Raw genomic sequence first — 19,505 nt, forward strand, 5'->3', positions numbered from 1 at the left:
CCCCAGGAAACCTCGAGAGGCTCACCATGAAGATCGTCGTGATCGGCGGCACCGGTTTGATCGGCACCACCGTGGTCCGCGTTCTGACCGAACGCGGACATGACACCGTCGCCGCGGCGCCGTCGACCGGTGTCAACACCTACACCGGGGAAGGCGTCGCGCGGGCCGTCTCGGGCGCCGACGTGGTGGTCGACGTGTCCAATTCGCCGACCCTCGACGATGCCGCACTGGAGTTCTTCCGCGCCGCGACGACGAACCTGCTGCGCGCCGAAGCCGATGCGGGGGTCGGTCACCACGTCGCGCTGTCGGTCGTCGGCACGGCGGAATTGGCCTCGCAGAGCGGGTATTTCGCGGCGAAGCTGGCTCAGGAGAAGCTCATCACCGCGGGGCCGGTGCCCTACACGATCGTGCATGCCACGCAGTTCTTCGAGTTCGTCGACACCCTCGCCGACTCGGCGACCGTGGACGGCAGCGTGCGGATGCCGCCCGCGTACTTCCAGCCGATGGCAGCCGCCGACGTCTCCGAGGGCGTCGCGCGCGTCGCGCTCGACGCGCCGATCAATGGGATCGTCGAGATCGGCGGCCCGCACGCGGTGCTGCTGCCCGACCTGATTCGCACCGCGCTGACCGCGCGCGGCGACCAGCGTCCGGTGATCGCTGACCCGCACGCGTTGTACTGGGGGGTCGACGTCGGTGAGCGGACCCTGGTTCCGGGTCCCGCAGCGAGACTGTCCACCACGGGGTTCGAGGACTGGCTGCTCCGCTCGGCCGCCAGTCGGTGACGAGGTGGCCGCTCGATAGACTCCGCAATGCCAGCATCGAAAACACACCCGGTGGTGCCCCATGTCGAGTCCGGAGCCGTCCCTGCGTGGACGGACGGCCGAATGCGCGCGACTCGACGAGCTGATCGCCGGTCTCAAACCCGGTGCGTGCCAGGTGCTGGTGTTGCGAGGCGAGGCGGGGGTCGGTAAGACCGCGCTGCTCGACTACGTGGTCGCCCGCACCGAGAAGTTCCGCAGGATCGGGGTTTCCGGTGTCGAGTCGGATATGGAACTCGCCTACGCCGGGCTGCAGCAGCTGTGCGCGCCGCTGCTGGAGCACGTCGACGCGCTGCCGGCGCCGCAGTGCGAAGCGCTCGACGTAGCCTTCGGCCGCGGCGCAGGGGACACCCCGGACCGGTTCCTGGTCGGGCTGGCCGTCCTGAGCCTGCTCGCGGCCGCCGCCGAGATCCGACCACTGGTGGCCGTCGTCGATGACGCGCAGTGGCTCGATCAGGTGTCGCTGCAGACACTGGCCTTCGTGGCGCGCCGGCTGCTCGCCGAACCGGTGGCGTTGCTCTTCGCCGTGCGCGACCATCCGGAACTGCTCGCCGGACTTCCGGACTTGACGGTCAACGGTTTGTCCGACGACGACGCTCGGGCGCTGCTGGATTCGGTGATGCTCGCCCGCCTCGATCCGCGGGTGCGCGACCGCGTCATCGCCGAGACCCGCGGGCTGCCGCTGGCGATCCTCGAGGTGCCGCGCAGCGTGTCGGCCGCGGAACTCTCCGGCGGATTCTGGATCGCCGGCAAGCGCTCCTCGCCGGCCGCGGTCGAGCAGACCTACGTGCGCCGTATCCGTTCACTGCCCGATACGACGCAGCGACTGCTCCTGCTCGCCGCGGCCGAGCCGGTCGGCGATGCGGCGTTGTTCCTGCGCGCGGCGGGTCTGATGGGCATCCCGATCTCGGAGCTGGCGCCCGCCGAGGCCGACGGGCTGATCGAGTTCGGCCCGCGGATGCGCTTCCACCACCCGTTGATCCGCTCGGCGGCCTACCGGGCCGGTGATCTGCTCCACCGCCGCGACGTGCACCGGGTGCTGGCCGACGCGACGGACCCACAGACCGACCCCGACCGTCGGGCCTGGCATGCGGCCCTGGCAGCGGCCGGACCCGATGACGAGATCGCCGCCGAGCTGGAACGCTCCGCGGCGCGGGCGCAGAGCCGCGGCGGCGTCGCGGCCGCGGCGACGTTCCTCGAGCGGGCCACCACGCTGACCGCGGATCCGACGCTGCGGGCCGCCCGCGCGTTGGCCGCCGCGCAGGCCAAGAGCGATGCCGCCGACGCCGCAGCCGCCCACGAACTGCTGGCGATCGCCGAACTCGGCGACCTGCCGCCGCTTCAGCAGGCGCTGGTCGCGCGCCTGCGCGCGCAGATGCAGTTCGTCCGCAGCAGGTCCGGGGACAGCGGGGCCCCGGCGGTCGCCGACACCGCGCCGCCGCTGCTCGAGGCGGCCCGCACGCTGCAGCGCCTCGACGACCACTCGTCGCGGGAGAGCTACCTGGAGACGATCGCGGCGCTGATGTATGCCGGGCGCGCGGCGGATCCCGCGGCGCTCACCAGGGCTGCCGACGCCGCGCTGGCGGCGATGGCTCAGGTGACGGACCGGCTCCGGCCGGTCGACCTGCTCCTGCAGGGGACCGCCGAGCGGATCACCGGGGGTCCGGGCGCGGGCACCGACACCCTGGGCCGCGCGGTAGCGGCGATGCGGGCACAAGCCGACGACGACGTGGCGGTCGGCCGGTGGCTGCGGGTGCCGGCCTTTCCGATCCTGCAGGAGTCCGCGGCCCACGAATTGTGGGACCCGCAGGCGGTACGGCATCTCGCGACCGCTGCGGTGCGGCACGCCCGCGGCAGCGGGGCGCTGGCCGGGCTGCCCCGCGCCCTGGCCTACCGCGCCGGGGTACACCTGATGGCCGGCGAGTTCGCCGCGGCCGAGCAGCTTCTCGGCGAGGCGTCCTCCATCGCCGCGGCCACGGCGGCCAGGTCGCCCGTGCGCTACCACGAGGTGATGTTGGCCGCCTGGCGCGGCGACGTCGCCGAGGCCGCGAAGCTCATCGACAGCCTCACCGCCGAAGCGGTGCCACGCGGAGAGGGGCGCCTGCAAGGCCTGCTCGGGTACGCCGCGGCGGTGCTCTACAACGGGCAGGGCCGCTACGAGGACGCGTTCACCGCGGCGCACGAGTGCTGCGCCTACCCGGATCTGGGATTCCACGGGTGGTGCGCGTTCGAGTTGGTCGAGGCCGCGACGCGCACGGGTGCGGGTGATGTCGCGCGCGACGCGGTCGCGCGGCTGGAGGTCAGCGCAACAGCTGGCGAAAGCGATTGGGGCCTGGGCGTTCTCGCGGCCGCCCGGGCGATGACCTCCGACGGCGCGGCCGCTGATGCGTTGTTCGGTGAGGCCGTCGAACGCCTGGGCAGAACAGACATCGTCGTGCACCAGGCGCGGGCGCGGCTGCAGTACGGCGAGTGGCTGCGCCGGGCGAATCGGCGTACCGCCGCGCGGCGCGAGCTGACCGCCGCGCACGATCTGTTCACCGCGATGGGTGCGCGCGGTTTCGCCGAGCGCACCCGCCGTGAACTGGTGGCCACCGGTGAGAAGGTGCGTGCCCCGGCGGCCCGGACCGGCGGTGAGCTGACCGCCCAGGAGGCCCAGATCGCCGGGCTGGCCGCCGAGGGCATGACCAACTCCGAGATCGGCGCTTCGCTGTTCATCAGCGCGCACACCGTGGAATGGCACTTGCGCAAGGTCTTCGCCAAGCTGGGCATCTCCTCGCGCCGCCAGCTACGCACCACGGCCTTCGCCCCCTAGGGCCCCGGGCACTACGGGTTCGGGACTACGGGTCGGCAAGGGTTCGCTTCACGCGCCGAGCCGCGAGTGTTGAGAGCAGTCAGCCCACGACGGGACGCATCAGCACAGCCAGGAGAGCGACCATGACCGTCACCTACCTCCCCGGCGCGGTCCTGCCGGACCGCGACCGCCATGCGAGGTTCGCCACGGAGGTGGAACCGCTGCTCGACGTGCTCGCCCGCGGCGCGCGGCGGCTGACCCGCAGCGACGCCGATGCCGAGGATCTGCTGCAGGACACCTTGATGCGGGCCTACATCGGCTTCCACACGTTCTCCGAGGGCACCAACCTCAAGGCCTGGATGTTCCGCATCCTCTACAACCGGTGGGTCAGCGGCCACCGGACCAAGCAGTCCCGGGTGGCCGAGGTACCCGCCGAGGACATCACCGAGCGCGACCTGGCGGCGGGCGCCTCCCGGCTGCCCGGCGGGGTACGTTCGGCGGAGGAGGTACTCCTCGACACCCTGGCCGACGGAGACATCAAAGCCGCGATGGCAGCGCTGCCCGAAGGCTTCGCCGAGGTGCTCTTCTACGCCGACGTCGAGGGCCACACCTACGCCGAGACCGCGGAGATCCTCGACATCCCGATCGGCACCGTGATGTCCCGGGTGTCCCGCGCCCGCCGCCGGCTGCGTCTGGCGCTGGCGCACCGCAACCATGGCGCCGTGACGCCCGTCGCTGCCTCGGTCATCGCGTGACGGCCTACGACTCCTCATGGGAGGACGCGATGACGGTCGTGCAGGAGGTGACGCCGCCGTTCATCCCCGCCGGCGCGCACGCGATGACCGTCGTCATCGACTACCCGCCGGGCAGCGCCGGCGCCCCACCGCACTGGCACCCGAGCGGTCCGGCGTTCGGGTTGGTGCTGGAGGGCGAGATGCTGTTCGAACTCGAAGGTCAGCCGCCCCGGGTGGTCCGGGAGGGTGAGGCGTTCTGGGAGCCCGGGGGAGACGTGATCCACTACTCGGACGCCAACAATCGGGACGACCTGCGCTGTCGCTTCACCGTCACCATGCTCTGCGTCCCCGGTGAGCCGATGCTGGTGCTCGTCGACGACGACGAACTGCTCGCGCGCAGGCACCTGCGGGTGCCGGGCGCGTAGCCCGGGGTTGCCGCACCTCTAGACTGATCTGCTGATCATCCCCGTCCAGAGGAGTACTTCGTGCTGCGCACCCGCACCGCCGGATCGTTGCGAGCCGCCGACGCCGGCCAGACGGTGACGCTGGCCGGCTGGGTGGCGCGCCGTCGCGACCACGGCGGCGTCATCTTCATCGACCTGCGTGACGCCTCGGGTGTGAGTCAGGTGGTGTTCCGCGACGAACAGGTGCTCGCGCAGGCGCACCGGCTGCGCTCGGAGTTCTGCGTCGCCGTCACCGGTGTGGTCGAGGTCCGGCCCGAGGGCAACGCCAACGCCGAGATCGCCACCGGCGAGGTCGAGGTCAACGCCACCACGCTGTCGGTGCTGGGGGAGAGTGCGCCCCTGCCGTTCCAGCTCGACGAGACCGCCGGCGAGGAAGCGCGGCTGAAGTACCGCTACCTCGATCTGCGCCGCGAAGGTCCCGGCAACGCGATCCGGTTGCGCTCCAAGGTGAATGCCGCGGCGCGCAGCGTCCTGGCCGCCCACGACTTCGTCGAGGTCGAGACCCCCACCCTGACCCGCTCCACCCCCGAGGGCGCACGCGACTTCCTGGTCCCCGCACGGCTTCAGCCCGGCACGTTCTACGCGCTGCCGCAGAGCCCCCAGCTGTTCAAGCAGCTGCTGATGGTCGCGGGCATGGAGCGCTACTACCAGATCGCGCGGTGCTACCGAGACGAGGACTTCCGCGCCGACCGCCAGCCCGAGTTCACCCAGCTGGACATGGAGATGAGCTTCGTCGACGCCGACGACGTCATCGCGGTGTCCGAGGAGGTGCTGCGGGCGCTGTGGGCGCTCATCGGCTACGACCTGCCGACCCCGCTGCCACGCATCAGTTACTCCGAGGCGATGCGGCGCTTCGGCACCGACAAACCAGACCTGCGGTTCGGGGTTGAGCTGGTGGAGTGCACCGACTACTTCGCCGACACCCCGTTCCGGGTGTTCCAGGCGCCGTACGTAGGCGCCGTCGTGATGCCGGGCGGGGCGTCGCAGCCGCGGCGCACGCTCGACGGGTGGCAGGAGTTCGCCAAGCAGCGCGGCCACAGGGGCCTGGCGTACGTGCTCGTCGGGGACGACGGCGAATTGTCGGGCCCGGTGGCCAAGAACCTCTCCGACGCCGAACGTGCCGGACTGGCCGCCCATGTCGGAGCCAATCCGGGTGACTGCGTGTTCTTCGCCGCCGGCACCCCGAAGGGCGCCCGCGCGCTGCTGGGAGCCACCCGCATCGAGATCGCCAAGCGGCTCGACATGATCGACCCGACCGCGTGGGCGTTCACCTGGGTGGTGGACTGGCCGCTGTTCGAACCGGCCGACGAGGCCACCGCATCCGGCGATGTCGCTGTCGGGTCCGGAGCGTGGACCGCGGTGCACCATGCGTTCACCGCGCCCAAGCCGGAGTCCGAGGCAACGTTCGACACCGATCCGGGGACCGCGCTGGCCGACGCCTACGACATCGTCTGCAACGGCAACGAGATCGGTGGCGGCTCCATCCGTATCCACCGTCGCGACGTCCAGGAGCGGGTGTTCGCGATGATGGGTATCGACCACGACGAAGCGACCGACAAGTTCGGATTCCTGTTGGACGCGTTCACCTTCGGGGCGCCCCCGCACGGCGGCATCGCCTTCGGCTGGGACCGCATCACCGCGCTGCTGGCCGGTGTGGACTCGATCCGCGAGGTGATCGCGTTCCCGAAGTCCGGCGGCGGCGTCGACCCGCTGACCGACGCGCCGGCGCCGATCACCGCGCAGCAGCGCAAGGAGTCGGGCATCGACGCCAAGCCGGAGCCGAAGTAGCGCTCACTCGATACCGGGTGTGCGTTCGGTCAACCCTTTGAACAATCCGCCGAATGTTTTCGCGGGCAACGGGGTCGAGCCCGGATCCACACGGCCACGCAGCGGCGTGATCTGTTGACCGAATTCCAGAGCCGGCGGCCGAGGAATCTGTTGTCCGCGAGCCATGGCCGCAGCCTGCCGGTCGTGGATCGACGGCACTTCGACGCTGTGATCCTCGTTGCCGGGAGCGACAGGCCGTCGGTCGATCGGCGCGCGCAGGGCGCCCTCGGTGGGCACTTGACCACCAAAGGGGTTGCGGGGGGCCCGATCCTGGCGTCGCGGTGGGAGCTTCGGTCCGGTGGATCCGGACGATTCGCCCGACCCGGCCCTGCTGACGCCGGGATCCTTCGGCGGGACGGGTTCGGTGGGCCGGGGCGGGCGATCCGCGTGCGCGGTCGTGGTCTCGTCCCTCGGGCCGCCCGACGACGCGTTGGCCGCCCCCACCGTCTGCTCGAGGTACTGCCGCCACGCCTGCAAATAGCCGAAGAGCTGCTGGGTGTGGTCGGCCGGCGCCGGGAACGCGGGGGCCGTCGCCGTCGTCGGCGGCATGGTCGGCAGGCCGGGCACCATCCCCGGCAGCGGGATCGCGGCGGCCAGGGCGGCCGCAGACTCCAGCAGCTGCCGCCAGGCCTGTAGGTAGGCCTGCAACTGCTGGTTGTAATCGGCCGGCGTCGTCATGGTGAACCTCCAGCGGGTGCGGTGAGTGTGTCGAGCGGATGAGGCAGCGACTGCAGGCAGTACTGCGAATCGAGGATGCGCAGTGCTCGGGTGTCGGCGGGTTCGCGGTTCTCGACGTCGAAGACGTAGCAGTAGTCGCCGGCCGGTGTCGGCATCCGGACCGGGCTCGAGAAGCCCTGGTCGAGAAAGCCGTACGGGAATCGCCAGGGCAGCGTGGTGTACTCGCGGCGGTCGACGCCGTTCGTGCCGACCCAGACGTAGTGGTCGAGAATCGCGTTGACGGCGTGCCGCGCTGACTCACACGCTGCCTCCATCGAGGTCAGCCGCGTGAACGTGCGGTTCCAGGTGCCGGCGAACACCACCGAGTTGTGGTGTACCTGATACCCGCCATGGCGGGCCTGCCACACGCCCCGCTCCTCCAGATCGACGAGCCAGTCCTCGTCGGATGGGGTGAACGTCCACGAACTGTCGTGCGGATTCCAGGGATCACCGCCGGGCCGGTTGTCCCAATCTCCGACGATCGGTATCAGATAGGGCGTTTCGTTGCGAACGATTCGTCCGGAGCCCTGTCCGGGCCCGTGCGCCATACCCAGACCGCGATCCAGCGCGTACCACACGGGCCACGGCAGCATGGCTTCGGCGACGTTGTCGGCATCGTTGGTCAGGGCGGTGACGATCTGGCGCCACACCTCCGCGGCGATCTCGTCCGGCGTGCAGTCCCGGGCCGTCTTTCCCCGTCCCAGTTCGTCGACCAGATGACTGGACGGTGTGTTGAAGTCGGCGATGTCGACCGAGAGCACGGCGACGTGGCCGTCGCGCGGCAACTGAGGGCGGTTCTCCCACAGCCCGTGCTGATTGATCGATGACAATCCCCACTCGGCACCCGCGTAGTACATGTGTCCGCGCAGGAGTTGGAATTCGGTGTCGAAGTAGAACTGGATTCCCGTCATGGTCTGGAACCGATCCCACGGCACCCGCCCAACCTCGTCGACGACGTACGGGTTGCGTCGCGTCTGCGGGCGCGTCGCCTGTGCTTGCAGCGGCTCGTGCGGCGGCGGCACCGAGGTGGTGAAACCGTCGAGCCCCGCGACGGTGCCGCCGGTGCCTGCCGCACGCAACGCCGTGGTGACCCATTCCGCCGCGGGCGCGTCGACGGCGACGACGGTGTAATCCGGAGCCAGCCGGGTGCCGTCGGTGAGCGTGATCCGCACCCGCGACCGCAGATGCGGCGGCACGGCCGGCTCCGCCGGTGGTGGGTCGAGGCTCTCGGCGGCCGCGTGGACGAACCGCACACCCAAGGCGACGAGGTGGCGATACCAGTGGTCGAGCCACGCCTCCGTGGTGGGCCCGTTGAGCACACCGTCGGCCTTGTCGTCGCGGCGGTCCATGTTGAGGAACAGTTGCAGATAGCTGACGATGTTGGTGCGGGCGTCGCCCCAGTTCGGATCGAAAGCAACCAGTACCCTGGGCATTTCGCGCAGGAGGCGGTCGAAGCTCGGCGAGTAGGTGTGCTGCGCGTTGCCGCCGCGGTCTCGCCCGACGAAGAAGTCATAGGACGACTCGTAGGCGATCTCGCGGGCGCGGCGCAGTGGGCTGGTGACCAGGAAGCGCAGCAGGCGGCTCTGGAAGTAGGCGATGTCGTGGGCGGGCAGACCCAGCTCCGAGAGCTGATGGACCACACTCAGCAACTCGGCGAGGCTGCGCGGGCGTTCGCGCGGGAAGACCTGTGACGGCTTGCCGGCCACCGTCATGCCCTGGGTCACCACTCGACGCACATTGTCCATGACGGTGCGCGAGGTGGGCTGCCAACGCCTGTGTCCGGCGGCTCCGTCTCGGCACTCGTAGACGGGAATCCGTTGGAAGAGGTCCCAGATGTGGAGGTAGTAGGCCGGGAAGAAACGGAAGCCGTGCTCACCGGCCACCGCGCACTGCGGCGGCGTCGGTGTCCCACGCCGACCCGGGAACGGCCGCAGTTCGGCGGGACTGCCGTCGCGGGTGCCGACCGTCGAGTACTGGGACGCGGCGAGGCCTCCGAGCTTGACGGGCGGATAGTTGCCCGGCGGTGCGGCACCGAGCCCGTTGCGCTCGTCCTCGCGGTATTCGTACACGGTCACGTCGAAGCCTCGCTCGGCGAGTTCGTGCGCTGCCGTCAGGCCCGCGATGCCGGCTCCGAGAACGGCGACGGTGGGGCGGGGATTGCAGGAAGCGGGCGTCGTGACGGTCATGCGGTTACCGCCCGCAGGGTGTCGAGCAATTCGTCCTGAGCCGGCGCGCGTACTGCGGCGTGGACGTATGCGCGCAACGTGTCGTGCACGCACACGACGTCGTCCATCGATCCCACAACGGTCACCGCACCCGCGTCGATCGCCCCCGGCAACGTGACTACGGCGTCGAGTACGTTGACGATCGCGGCCCGGCTGGTCGTGATCCGGACATCTGCGGACGCCGGTTGGCCGTCGGTGACCACCAGCCGATCCTCGCCGCGCAGCGAGAACTGTTCGCCGTCCACGTCGAGGCCGACCACCAGGGAACCGAGGGACTCCAGCGTCAGCCGGTAGCTGTCGGGCACCTCGTCGGCGAGGTGATCGACCGATCGCCGCAGCAGCGACGAAATGTGCTCAGCCATGGAGGAACTCGAAGACTGCCGCACCGTCGAAATCCATCTGCTCGCCCCGGACGGTTCCGGTGACGCGGGCGGTGCCTGCGGCCTCGCAGAGTACGGTGCACCGGTCGAGGTCGACCTCGCTCGGATGAGCTAGCCGCGCATAAGAACTGGGGCGGAACTCGGCCCGCACGCTGTCGTCGAGCCGCTGGGCGCGGATCTCCAGGCGTTGGGGCACGCCGGGCACCGTGCCGTCCACGATGAGGCCCATCGGAGCCGGAAGCGTGCAGTCGGCACCGGCGAGCGTGCCGTGTAGCCGGGTATCGACTGCGGAGCGCAACAGCATCGCCGCAGGTTCATCGCGGTGCCAGACATAGACGGCCTGCGAGGTGAAGCGCAGCCGCCGTCGATCGGTCATCTGCAGGAACACCATCGACCACGGGTTGGCCCGCTCCTTCGGCACGACGGTGCCCCAGGTCCACCCGAAGTCGCCGCCCCACCGGAAACGCCCCCAGTTGTGGTCGTGGTAGGCGAGATGGTCGTCGAACACCATGTCGCGGTCGTCGAGGCGCAGCCACCCGGTGGTGCGCAGTCTCGGCACGAACAGCCAGCTCATCCGTCCCTCGCCGACGGGCTGATTGTTGACCACGAAGGGCCGGCTCACCGACGTGAACTCCATCTCGCCACGAATGCCGCGGCGGGGGAGGTCGATCCGAACCCGGTAGCCGTCCGGCCTCACCCGCATGGTGCTGGCGGCGATGCTCAGCTCACCGAGATCGTGGGACACCGCCACCTGACTCGGGTCGCACCGCTCGACGACTCCGGTCCACCGCCCGTCGTGCACGACGACGATGACCCGTGCCGACTGATGGCCGGCGAGACTGAAGTTGACGAGGACATGGGTGCCGGGTCCGTGGATGACGAAGTGATGCCACTCCTTGAAGTCATCGGTGTCGGCGAGCAGTGGCGCGCGGACGAAGTCGCTCTGCGCGAGTACGGCGGTCACCGCAACCACCGCTGCGGTGTGTTCGGTGAGGGATGCGCCGCAGCGACAGCGACGGGACCCGCGAGGTCCTCGATCGCCCCGCCCAGACTCGCCACCCCCACCAGCATGTGCACGAAATCATCTGCCGCGCCGCTCGTTCTGCGATTCGGGTCGAGCGCGAGCTCGTCGATCGCCTGCGCAACCGCCGCGACACCCATGAGGTAGCCGATGAGTGAACTGTGCTCGGCGAGTGCGGGCCGAGGATCGAGCAGCGTCATGCGAAGCCCTCCGGCCGGAATCGGGACAGTATGGCGTCGTCGAGGCCCTGCGCGACCACGGTGTCGGCGAACAGTGCTGCCCAGGCATCGGGGGCGCGTCCCGGTGCGGCGGGGCCGTCCAAGACGTTCAGGCTGACCGTCTCCCACACCAGTCGGAGATTCTCGACGGCCTGCGACGACGCGAGTGCGTCGCGCAACCGGGCGCCGTCCGGGGTTTCGGCGTAGCGACGCCCCTGTGCCACGAGCACGTCGTGCAGCCCGCGGGCCGCGGCAGGGTTGCCGAGCACGGCACGGCGGAGACCGAGGAGCACGTCGTACGTCGTCCGGTCGGCGCCGGCATCGTCGGGAGGTTCCGGGAGCAGTCGGGGAGCCTGCTGCTCGACCAGATCGAGGATCGCGGCGCGGATCCGCTCCAGTTCGGCGAGAGTGGCGACCAGCTCCTCGGGTCTCATCGGGTCCGTCCGTGCACGTAGTCGACCAGCCCGGCGAGAGTGTCGCGGTGCTGGCTGGCGGGCAGCCAGTCGAGATCGGCCAGGACTGTCGCGGCTTCGCGGGCGTGTCGGGATGCCACCTTCCTGGCGTGTGCGAGCGACCCGATGTCGTGCATGAGCCCGTAGAGCCACCTGATGTCGTCGAACGTCTTGGGTTCCGAGACGTGCTGTGCCATCAGGAAACTGTGGATCGACGCGCGGCCACTCACCGACAATTCGCCGCGCCGAGTCAAGGTGGCGAGCAGCTCGACCAGGCTGATCGCACCATCCGCGGTGGGGCGCCGCTTGGCCAGGATGTGCGTCGCACGTTGCCGGTCGGCCGGCGCGGCGCAGCGCATGGCGTGCAACAGCATCAGGGTGCGCTTGCCCTCCCACAGGTCGCCGCCGATCTCCTTGCCGTACTCGTCGGGGTCGGCGCGCAGGTTGAGCAGGTCGTCGGTGATCTGGAACGCCGCACCGAGGTGGCGCCCGAGGGCCTCCAGCGGCGCCAGCCTGTCGGGGTCCTCACCGGCGGCGATCGCGCCGACCTGCAGGGGGGTGATGAAGGAGTACCAGCTGGTCTTGAGTTCGACCATCGTCAGGTAGTCCGCATCGGTCAGCGTCCACGTGTTCGACCGGACCCAGTCGAGCTCGATCGCCTGACCCTCGACGGTCCTGCGGGTCATGTGCGACACCGCGCGCAGGATGCGCAGGGCGGGGCCCAGACCGATGCGCTCGACGTTGTCGAGCAACGGCTGCAGCGACAACGACAGCATCGCGTCGCCGACGTTGACGGCGATGGGAACACCGTGATCGATGTGCAGCGTCGGTTTCCCGCGGCGCCACCAGGATTCGTCCTCGATGTCGTCGTGGATCAGGAAGGCGTTGTGATACAGCTCCAGTGTCGCGGCGGTGGGGAGGATGGCGTCGAGATGGCCGCCCAGTCCGAGGCACACGGCGATACCGAGCGCCGGCCGCAGCGCCTTCCCACCGCGGCGCGGATAGTCGAGGATCAGATCCCGCAGGCCGCCTGCCTGATCGCCGTCCCCATAGAGCCGGGCGATCTCACCGTCGCAGGCCTCCTTGCACAGGGCGAGATAGTCGTCGAGGGGAGTGGGCGCAACATCCGGTGGCGAGCCCGGCAGGATCGACGTCATCGTGGATCAGCTGGCGGTGACGGTGGCCACGCCGTTGGGGTCCTTCATGCGCAGTGCGTACGCGATCCGGACCGCAAGCCTGATCTCGTTCGTCCCGTTCTCGCCGACCACCTCGAGGCTCGGTGCGACGCTGACGGCGAGATCGACAGGCTCTTCACCTGCTGAGGCTTCCGCGGCGCCGCCGTGAGGAATCAATTGACGGCGGCCGAGTAACAACACGCGTGCCTTGCCCGCCGGCGGGGCCTCGATCTGATCCACGCGATGAAGGGAGTTGACGTTCGCTCCGGTCAGGATCGCCTGAAGGCTGGAGACTCCGCCGGTCAGCTTGTTCATCTCGAGAAACGCATCGTCGTTCGCTATCAGACACGTCGGCGAGCGGAACCCTTTGTTCTCCAACACCGCTCGCGTTTTGATGAGACTCGGGAGAACCTGGTTCGCGCCGGCGAAGGGGAGTGACTGCTTGCTCGCGTTGCTCGTGTGCAGTGCGGTGACCACGGCCGCGTCGAACGCTGCCGTCAGTGTGACGGTGGCGGCATTCACGACATTGATCAGCGGGGCCGGATCCGCGGACAGAGCGAGAGCGAGCGTGACGTCGATGTCCTCTTTGAGCGGTTTGATGTTCATGATCGCAGCGGGCGGACTGACGTTGTCCTCGCGCACCTGCGTCTGCGCGGGATCGCCGGTGTCCCAGTGCGGTATGGCCTGCCACGCGACGCTGCAGTTCTCGAACGTCTCGAGGACAGCCTGATTGGCCAAGGCCAAATGTTGCGCAGTCAAATACATTTCGGACCCCCTCGGGTGTCATCATGACACTCAAGATCAACCCTGGGTAGTACTCACTTCTGATGCAGCACCACGTCCTGTCCGGGCACCATCTCGCCGCGGGCGATCGCGTCGCAGTGTGCGAGATGCAGCGGCGCGACGGGGTCGTCGGGCAGCAACTCCTGGCAGCGCTGGAACGCTGGGCGGGCCGCGTCCACCTCGCCCGCATCGAACAGTGCGAAGGCCTCGTCGAAACATGGTTGCGCCGCGCGCTTGGCGGCTCGTGTGTCGTCCGGATCATTCTCGTACACTTCGTGGATCGTCACCGGACCGCGCCGGTTGACCACCATCACCCGCTCCATCCGGCGGACGTCGAAGGGGGTTTCGTCGCCCAGCGCTGCGCGGGTTGCGTCCGAGATCAGCAACGTGGATCCGTAGCGCTTGTTGATGCTCTCGATGCGTGCCGCCAGGTTCACCGCGTCACCGATCACGGTCAGCACCATCCGGTTGACTCCACCGACCAGCCCGACGCCGACTGTGCCGGTGTTGATACCGATCCCCACCCGCAGCTCCTGAGATCCCAGAGTCCGCCGTTCCTCGTTGTGTTCACCCAGCGAGCGCAGCATGGCCACACCCGCCCGCACGGCGTCGACCGCCGACTCGAAGATCGCGAGGATCTCGTCCCCGCGGACGTCCTGCACCAGACCGTTGCAGCTGACGATGGGCAGTTCCACCGCGCGCAGGAAGCCCATCGCCAAGTTGCCCGCCTCGGCGAGGTCCATGTCCTCGAGCATCGTGGTGTAGCCGCGAATGTCGCTGATGAGCACCGTCATCTCTCGTTCCACACGATGACCGGCGCGCACCCGGCGCAGGTCGTCGATGTCGAGGATGCGCAGGACCTCGTTCGGGACGAATCGGGACTGGGCGTCGAGGAGCGACTGGCGGTATTCGTCGGCGGCCTTCAGCTGGGCTTCCAGCGCGACGTTCCACAGCGGGGCAGCGGCCTGCGCGCACAGGAACACCAGAGCTTCTCGCTGATCCGCCGTGAAATGCCGACCGGAACCCTGATGCTCGGCATAGACGACACCGATCAGCCTGTCCTGCAACCGGATCGGCACCGCGAGAGCACGATCGTGTGCGTCGGCAACCTGCGTGTCTCCGCTGCGGGCGGCGCGAGCGACCAGCACAGAGTCATACGGGGCGTCGTTGACGGCGGTGTCGACGCCGAAGACCCGGCCATCGCGATGAATCGCGCGCACCGAGAGTGTCTCGGCGGGGCCGGTGAGCAGCAGCGCCCGGCGCGCGCCTGTCGTTTCGACGACCGACTGCAGAACGATTCGATTGAGATCGTCCTCGGTTCGAGCCGCGCACCACGCTCTCGGCCGCGGTCGCCGGACGGGTGAAGACCACGAACGCGCCGATCGCCGCCCAGGTCGATGTCCTTGTCCGCGAGGAACGCGTCGACCCGGCCGCGAAGGGTGTNGACGGCGATGACCCGGCGAACTATCGTGAAGGGACCGCCCCCCCGACTCTCGGAGGCAACCCGTGATGACGACACCCGACCGCGACCCGCTGCCCGACGCCGCCGAGGCTGACGTCGTCGAACAGCTCACCCCGGTCGACGCCGCCCGCACCCGAATGCACCAGCTCTCGGCCGAGAAGCCAGGGATGATTTCGCGCCAACCAATCGGTGCGCACCGTCACCCCGAGTCTCAGCCAGGTCTGGTAGGCCGAGTGCAGCATGTGGTCACGGAAAGCAGTTCGGCCCGTTTCGGCGTAGACGGCCGCCGCCTCCTCGTGTGCGCGGGCACTCATCATCGGCAGGTGGTTGTCCTCGGCAAGCTGGATGGCCCGATGCAGGTGGCGTTCCGCCGTGTCGTGCTTGCCGCGGACTCGTGCCCAGGCGCCCTCGATCAGAGCGAGCGCGGCCGAGTAGTTCTCGGGTGAACCCTCGGCGGCCTTGCGGTGCATGTCGAGGGTCTTGCGCACGAAGTGGGCGGTCGCCCGATCGCGGGGAGCCTGGGCAATCATGCTCAGCGCGCCGATCATGTGCACCAGCGGGGCGATGGCCGTGCCGACCATGCCGAAGTCGTGGCTCATGGCCTCGTCTGTCGCCGCGTGCGCACCGGCAAGATCGCCCGACCAGAAGTGCAGGCCCTGCTTCATGATCGCGGCCTGGCTGAGGATCACCTCCTCACCCTCGCGCCTGGCCGCCGGAAGCACCTCCCGCTCGTCGTACCCACTCTCCCCGGCCAGCAGGTAGACGTCGTCGCAGCGGCCCATCAGGTTGAGGGCCATCTGCTGCATGGCCTGGCAGAGCCGGTTGGGAACGGGCATGGATCGCACGTCGGGGATGAGGGACCTGGCGAGCATGTCGATGTCCGCGAGCGGCGTACCCACCCAGAACGTCTGGGACAGCAACGTCGCGGCGAGAAAGCCTGCACTTTCCCGATCGCCCTGGTTCAACGCGGTGACCACGGCGCCCCGTAATTCAGCGAGGCCGCTGCGCACGGGGTGGCGCCAGTGTCGGATGAAATTGTGGAAGTAGAAGGTGGTTTCGGGCCGGGTGTCCTGGTACCCCGGCCGCTGGGCGAGCTCCATCCCGGCTTCGCCGAATCGCTGTGCACCGCTCAGGTCACCCAGGATCACCAGCAGCAGGCCGTAATTGGTCAGCACCCGGGGTGAGGGCCGCGTGTGGCCGTGGGCCAGCATCAAGTCCAGTTGCTTGCGGACCAGCAGCGGGAAAAGGTTCGGTCTCACGTTGTAGGACTCGTGGGACAGCGCGACGGCCAGGCGTTGCTTCTGCACGACCAAGGGGTCGTCGCAGGCGGGCAGGGCGAGGAGTTTCGCTGTGGTCCAACGGCTCATCGCCCAACGCATGCGGAGTACGGCGTTCGCCATCCGCGGCTTGCCGGCATCGGTGGGTATCGGCTCGCCGTGGTCGGCGAGCGCCTGCAAGCCGGCGTCCATCGCCTCCTGCGGACGGTCGGCTGCGAACAGCCCCTTGACCCCGAGATAGGCCAGCCGGAGCTGGTCCGCCGGCTCGTCGACGTGCGGTGCCGCCTCGTCGAGCAGCCTGTGCAGCAGCGGGAAGTCGCCCACGAGCAGGGCGGCGTCGGCGGCCCCGAGGTACAGCTCACGGGTCCGTTCCCGATCGACTCTCCATCGATCGGCCCCGAGCAGGTCCAGCCCGTCGCGACAGTAGGTCAATGCCAGCGGGAACGACGCCTGAGCGCGCGCGCGGGCCGCCGCCTGCCAAAGCACGTCGGCGAACCCTATCCGCTCGCCGTCGTCCTCGGCCAGGCATCGACCGCCGATGCCGACGTGGCGGGCCGCCTCGAACAACCGGGGCTCTCCCTGCGCCACCAGGTGGCGACCGAGGCGCAGATGCGCTGCGTCACGATCTGCCGCAGTCAGCCCGAGGCGGGCGGTCTCGGCGACCCGGTCGTGGCTGAAGCGGTAACGGGCATCCCGACGTATCGTGTTGGCGATCCGTCGGCCGTCCTGGTCGAGTACCTCGACCAGGTGTAGCTCCATGCCCGACCACAGCGCCCGTGTCGCGACTTCGATGGGTTGACCCGCCGCGGCGGCCGCGTCGGCGAGGTCGAACTCACCTCCGATACAGGCCAGGGCGCCGAGCACCGTCCTGTCGATCGGCCGGAGCAGCCCGAGGTGGTTGGTGAGGAACTCGGCCTCAGTCGCCGACACCTCGATGGACGCGAGCACCCGCAGGTCCCAACCTGCACTGTGCGTTTCGTTCAGCGGGATCAGCGCGCCGTCACGTTGGGCGCGGTGTAGGAGCTGGCGGATCTGCAGGGGATTCCCGCCGGTGCGGCGTTCGAATTCCACGGCTACCGTGTTCAATTCGTCGCCCGTCCCGGCCACGCCTGCGAGCAGGGCTTCTATGTCTGCTCTCGGCATGGGGAGCAGCTCGAGTGTTTCTGACGCCACGAATCCGGCTGCTGCGGCGTCGAATTCGCCGCTTCGGTAGGTACCGACGACGAGCACGTTGCGCGGTGCCACCGCCAGCATCTCGGACAGCAACAGCAGCGAATCCCGGTCGGCCCAGTGCAGATCGTCGACGGCCAGCACGACGGTGCGGTACTGCGCGGTGGCAGACACCAACTGGATGACGGCGCGGTGCAGTCGATGCCGCGCGTCGGCGGCGGCCACATCGGGCACCGGAGCGGTGGAGCCGAGGAGATCCGTCAGCTCAGGCACCAGTTCGGCCAGCACGCCGGGCAACGAGGACGACGCGTTGGTCAGTGTGGTACGCCAGCGATCCCGCTCGGCCGGTCCGGTGGTGTCCATCGCCGCGACCAGGGTCCGCAGCGCCTCGCCGATCGCGGAGTAGGGCGCCGGCGCGCCCTCGCGGCACCGGCCGTAGGCGAAGACACAGTTGCGGGAGCCGATTTCTGCGCCGAACTTCTGGATCAGAGTCGACTTACCGACCCCGGGGACACCGCCGAGCAGCACGCAGGAACCGCCGGTCCGTTCGGCGGCCTCGACGGCGGCGCGCAATTCAGCAAGCTCGCGATGCCTGCCGACCACGAGACCGTCGATATCCAGCAACGGAACAGTCACTGCATCGCGCCCCCCTTTACGAGCGAATGTCTTGATGATATTGACGATGCGGTCGACTCGCAGCCGGATATCGTTCGGCCATGACCGAGATCGACAAGAAGAAGCTCTACTCCGACACCGCCGCCCTCGACGACTTCAACCGCGCCATCGTCGATGAGTTCCGCGCCAACGGTGGCAAGGTCGGCGGTCCCTTCGAGGGCGCCACGCTGCTGCTGCTGCACACCGTGGGCGCCAAATCGGGCCAGCCGCGGCTGTCCCCGCTGGCGTACCTGACCGTCGACGACAAGATGCTCATCGTCGGCTCCTACGCGGGTGCGCCCAAACACCCCGCCTGGGTGCACAACCTGAGGGCCAACCCGCGGGCTCGGATCGAGGTGGGCGCCGATGATTACGAGGTGACGGCCCGGGAACTGTCCGAGGGCGAACGCGCCGCCACCTACCCGAGAATCGTGGAAGTCGCGCCGGTGTTCGCCGAATACCAGGCGAACACGACGCGGGCCATCCCGCTGTTCGAGCTCACCAAGGCCTAGCCGCAGAAAAACCGGCGCACTGCCGCGGCGAACTGCTCGCGCACCGGGGCGCCGGACACGACGAGTCCGACCATGGTCAGCGAGCAGTGGGTGTGGCCGCGGGCCCGGATGTGTTCGACGGGTACGCCGGCTGCGCGCAGTGCCGACGCGTAGGCCTCGCCGTCGTCGCGCAGGACGTCGAACTCGTTGGTGACGACGACGGCGGGCGGGAGGGCACGGAGGTCGTCGGCCCGCAGCGGAGCGATGCGCGGGTCACGCCGGTCCGGCGGATCGCAGTACTGGTCGAAGAACCACTGCATCAGCGAGGCGTCCAGGTCGTATCCCGACCCGTTCTCGGCGTAGGACGTACGCGCGGTGTCCGTGTCGGTGACCGGCGCGAGAAGCGCCTGCCCGGCGATGGCGGGGACGCCAGCGGTCCGGGCGGCGAGGCACACCACGGCCGCGAGGCCGGCGCCCGCACTCCACCCGCTCACCACGAGCCGGTTCGGATCCCCACCCAAGGCGGTGGCGTTCTCGGCGACCCAGGCCAGCGCGGCGACGGCGTCGTCGACCGCGGCCGGGAACCGGTTCTCGGGCGCGTGCCGGTAGTCGGCCGACACCACGATCGCACCGGTGCGGCCGCAGAGGTCCCGGCACAGCGCGTCGTCGGACGTCGAGTCCCCGAGCACCCAACCGCCACCGTGGAAGTACAGAACGACGGGGTGGGGGCCGGGGGTCTCCGGCCGGTACAGGCGGTACGCCAGGTCGCCGGCAGGTCCCGGGAATCGGCCGTCGACGACCTCGGCCACCCCGCTGCCGCGGCCGGCGTGCAATGCCCTGGCGAGG

The 19,505-nt window shown here is 69.4% G+C and carries 14 protein-coding genes and 2 pseudogenes; 6 read left to right on the plus strand and 10 right to left on the minus strand.

All coding sequences use genetic code 11. From position 1 onward, the window contains the following. Positions 1 to 26: 26 nt before the first annotated feature. From MCHUDSM44219_RS26845 to aspS, 5 genes are all read left to right on the plus strand, one after another. Positions 27 to 782: an SDR family oxidoreductase gene (locus MCHUDSM44219_RS26845; protein ID WP_048421325.1), complete on the plus strand. Its 756-nt coding sequence runs from the start codon at positions 27 to 29 to the stop codon at positions 780 to 782. Positions 783 to 843: 61 nt separating this feature from the next. Next, the gene (locus tag MCHUDSM44219_RS26850) at positions 844 to 3,630 is read left to right on the plus strand and encodes a helix-turn-helix transcriptional regulator (RefSeq protein WP_048421326.1); all 2,787 of its coding nucleotides are present in this window, start codon (positions 844 to 846) and stop codon (positions 3,628 to 3,630) included. A 122-nt stretch (positions 3,631 to 3,752) separates the two neighbouring features. Beyond that, positions 3,753 to 4,364, plus strand: coding sequence for a sigma-70 family RNA polymerase sigma factor (locus tag MCHUDSM44219_RS26855; RefSeq protein ID WP_048421327.1), 612 nt, complete (start codon positions 3,753 to 3,755; stop codon positions 4,362 to 4,364). Positions 4,365 to 4,393: 29 nt separating this feature from the next. Continuing rightward, entirely contained in the window at positions 4,394 to 4,768 is a 375-nt protein-coding gene (locus MCHUDSM44219_RS26860) for a cupin domain-containing protein (RefSeq protein ID WP_048421341.1), read from the plus strand. A gap of 60 nt (positions 4,769 to 4,828) precedes the next feature. After that, on the plus strand, positions 4,829 to 6,595 hold the full coding sequence (gene aspS, locus MCHUDSM44219_RS26865) for an aspartate--tRNA ligase (RefSeq protein WP_048421328.1): 1,767 nt from the start codon (positions 4,829 to 4,831) through the stop codon (positions 6,593 to 6,595). A 3-nt stretch (positions 6,596 to 6,598) separates the two neighbouring features. Here aspS and MCHUDSM44219_RS26870 read toward each other — a convergent pair. From MCHUDSM44219_RS26870 to MCHUDSM44219_RS26910, 9 genes and pseudogenes are all read right to left on the minus strand, one after another. Next, positions 6,599 to 9,537, minus strand: a pseudogene (locus MCHUDSM44219_RS26870) (FAD-dependent oxidoreductase). Further along, positions 9,534 to 9,938 carry an SCP-2 sterol transfer family protein gene (locus tag MCHUDSM44219_RS26875; RefSeq protein ID WP_048421329.1) on the minus strand — a complete coding sequence of 135 codons (405 nt, stop codon included), beginning with the start codon at positions 9,936 to 9,938 and terminating at the stop codon, positions 9,534 to 9,536. Before MCHUDSM44219_RS26875 ends, MCHUDSM44219_RS26870 begins: the two are co-directional and overlap by 4 nt. Beyond that, positions 9,931 to 10,920, minus strand: a complete 990-nt coding sequence (locus MCHUDSM44219_RS26880; RefSeq protein WP_048421342.1) for a hypothetical protein — start codon at positions 10,918 to 10,920, stop codon at positions 9,931 to 9,933. Before MCHUDSM44219_RS26880 ends, MCHUDSM44219_RS26875 begins: the two co-directional genes overlap by 8 nt. After that, positions 10,917 to 11,177: a hypothetical protein gene (locus MCHUDSM44219_RS26885; protein ID WP_048421330.1), complete on the minus strand. Its 261-nt coding sequence runs from the start codon at positions 11,175 to 11,177 to the stop codon at positions 10,917 to 10,919. Before MCHUDSM44219_RS26885 ends, MCHUDSM44219_RS26880 begins: the two co-directional genes overlap by 4 nt. Then, the gene (locus tag MCHUDSM44219_RS26890; protein WP_048421331.1) at positions 11,174 to 11,629 is read right to left on the minus strand and encodes a hypothetical protein; all 456 of its coding nucleotides are present in this window, start codon (positions 11,627 to 11,629) and stop codon (positions 11,174 to 11,176) included. The genes MCHUDSM44219_RS26885 and MCHUDSM44219_RS26890 overlap by 4 nt, the downstream gene beginning before the upstream one ends. Beyond that, complete coding sequence (locus tag MCHUDSM44219_RS26895; RefSeq protein ID WP_048421332.1) at positions 11,626 to 12,804, minus strand: polyprenyl synthetase family protein; 1,179 nt, start codon at positions 12,802 to 12,804, stop codon at positions 11,626 to 11,628. Before MCHUDSM44219_RS26895 ends, MCHUDSM44219_RS26890 begins: the two co-directional genes overlap by 4 nt. 6 nt (positions 12,805 to 12,810) lie before the next feature. Next, a complete protein-coding gene (locus MCHUDSM44219_RS26900; protein WP_236695597.1) occupies positions 12,811 to 13,560 on the minus strand; it encodes a hypothetical protein in 750 nt (249 codons plus the stop codon). Positions 13,561 to 13,640: 80 nt separating this feature from the next. Further along, a partial coding sequence (locus MCHUDSM44219_RS26905; RefSeq protein ID WP_131722359.1) for an adenylate/guanylate cyclase domain-containing protein occupies positions 13,641 to 15,048 on the minus strand: 1,408 nt, incomplete at its 5' end. 135 nt (positions 15,049 to 15,183) lie between these two features. Beyond that, positions 15,184 to 18,138, minus strand: a pseudogene (locus MCHUDSM44219_RS26910) (ATP-binding protein); the annotation flags it as partial. A gap of 92 nt (positions 18,139 to 18,230) precedes the next feature. Between MCHUDSM44219_RS26910 and MCHUDSM44219_RS26915 the strand changes: the two are divergent. Next, positions 18,231 to 18,680 carry a nitroreductase family deazaflavin-dependent oxidoreductase gene (locus tag MCHUDSM44219_RS26915; RefSeq protein ID WP_048421335.1) on the plus strand — a complete coding sequence of 150 codons (450 nt, stop codon included), beginning with the start codon at positions 18,231 to 18,233 and terminating at the stop codon, positions 18,678 to 18,680. Here MCHUDSM44219_RS26915 and MCHUDSM44219_RS26920 read toward each other — a convergent pair. Then, the coding region (locus MCHUDSM44219_RS26920; RefSeq protein ID WP_131722356.1) for an alpha/beta hydrolase at positions 18,677 to 19,505 on the minus strand (829 nt) is incomplete at its 5' end. The two genes, MCHUDSM44219_RS26915 and MCHUDSM44219_RS26920, sit on opposite strands and share 4 nt — an antisense overlap.

Origin of the sequence: Mycolicibacterium chubuense, from assembly GCF_001044255.1 — a bacterium.
Lineage (GTDB): Bacteria > Actinomycetota > Actinomycetes > Mycobacteriales > Mycobacteriaceae > Mycobacterium > Mycobacterium chubuense.

What these genes read in the sequence shown, in the direction of transcription:
- MCHUDSM44219_RS26845 (WP_048421325.1), top strand. Translation starts at nt 27, where the DNA reads ATGAAGATCGTCGTGATCGGCGGCACCGGTTTGATCGGCACCACCGTG.
- MCHUDSM44219_RS26850 (WP_048421326.1), top strand. Translation starts at nt 844, where the DNA reads ATGTCGAGTCCGGAGCCGTCCCTGCGTGGACGGACGGCCGAATGCGCG.
- MCHUDSM44219_RS26855 (WP_048421327.1), top strand. Translation starts at nt 3,753, where the DNA reads ATGACCGTCACCTACCTCCCCGGCGCGGTCCTGCCGGACCGCGACCGC.
- MCHUDSM44219_RS26860 (WP_048421341.1), top strand. Translation starts at nt 4,394, where the DNA reads ATGACGGTCGTGCAGGAGGTGACGCCGCCGTTCATCCCCGCCGGCGCG.
- MCHUDSM44219_RS26875 (WP_048421329.1), bottom strand. Translation starts at nt 9,938, where the DNA reads ATGGCTGAGCACATTTCGTCGCTGCTGCGGCGATCGGTCGATCACCTC.
- MCHUDSM44219_RS26885 (WP_048421330.1), bottom strand. Translation starts at nt 11,177, where the DNA reads ATGACGCTGCTCGATCCTCGGCCCGCACTCGCCGAGCACAGTTCACTC.
- MCHUDSM44219_RS26890 (WP_048421331.1), bottom strand. Translation starts at nt 11,629, where the DNA reads ATGAGACCCGAGGAGCTGGTCGCCACTCTCGCCGAACTGGAGCGGATC.
- MCHUDSM44219_RS26895 (WP_048421332.1), bottom strand. Translation starts at nt 12,804, where the DNA reads ATGACGTCGATCCTGCCGGGCTCGCCACCGGATGTTGCGCCCACTCCC.
- MCHUDSM44219_RS26915 (WP_048421335.1), top strand. Translation starts at nt 18,231, where the DNA reads ATGACCGAGATCGACAAGAAGAAGCTCTACTCCGACACCGCCGCCCTC.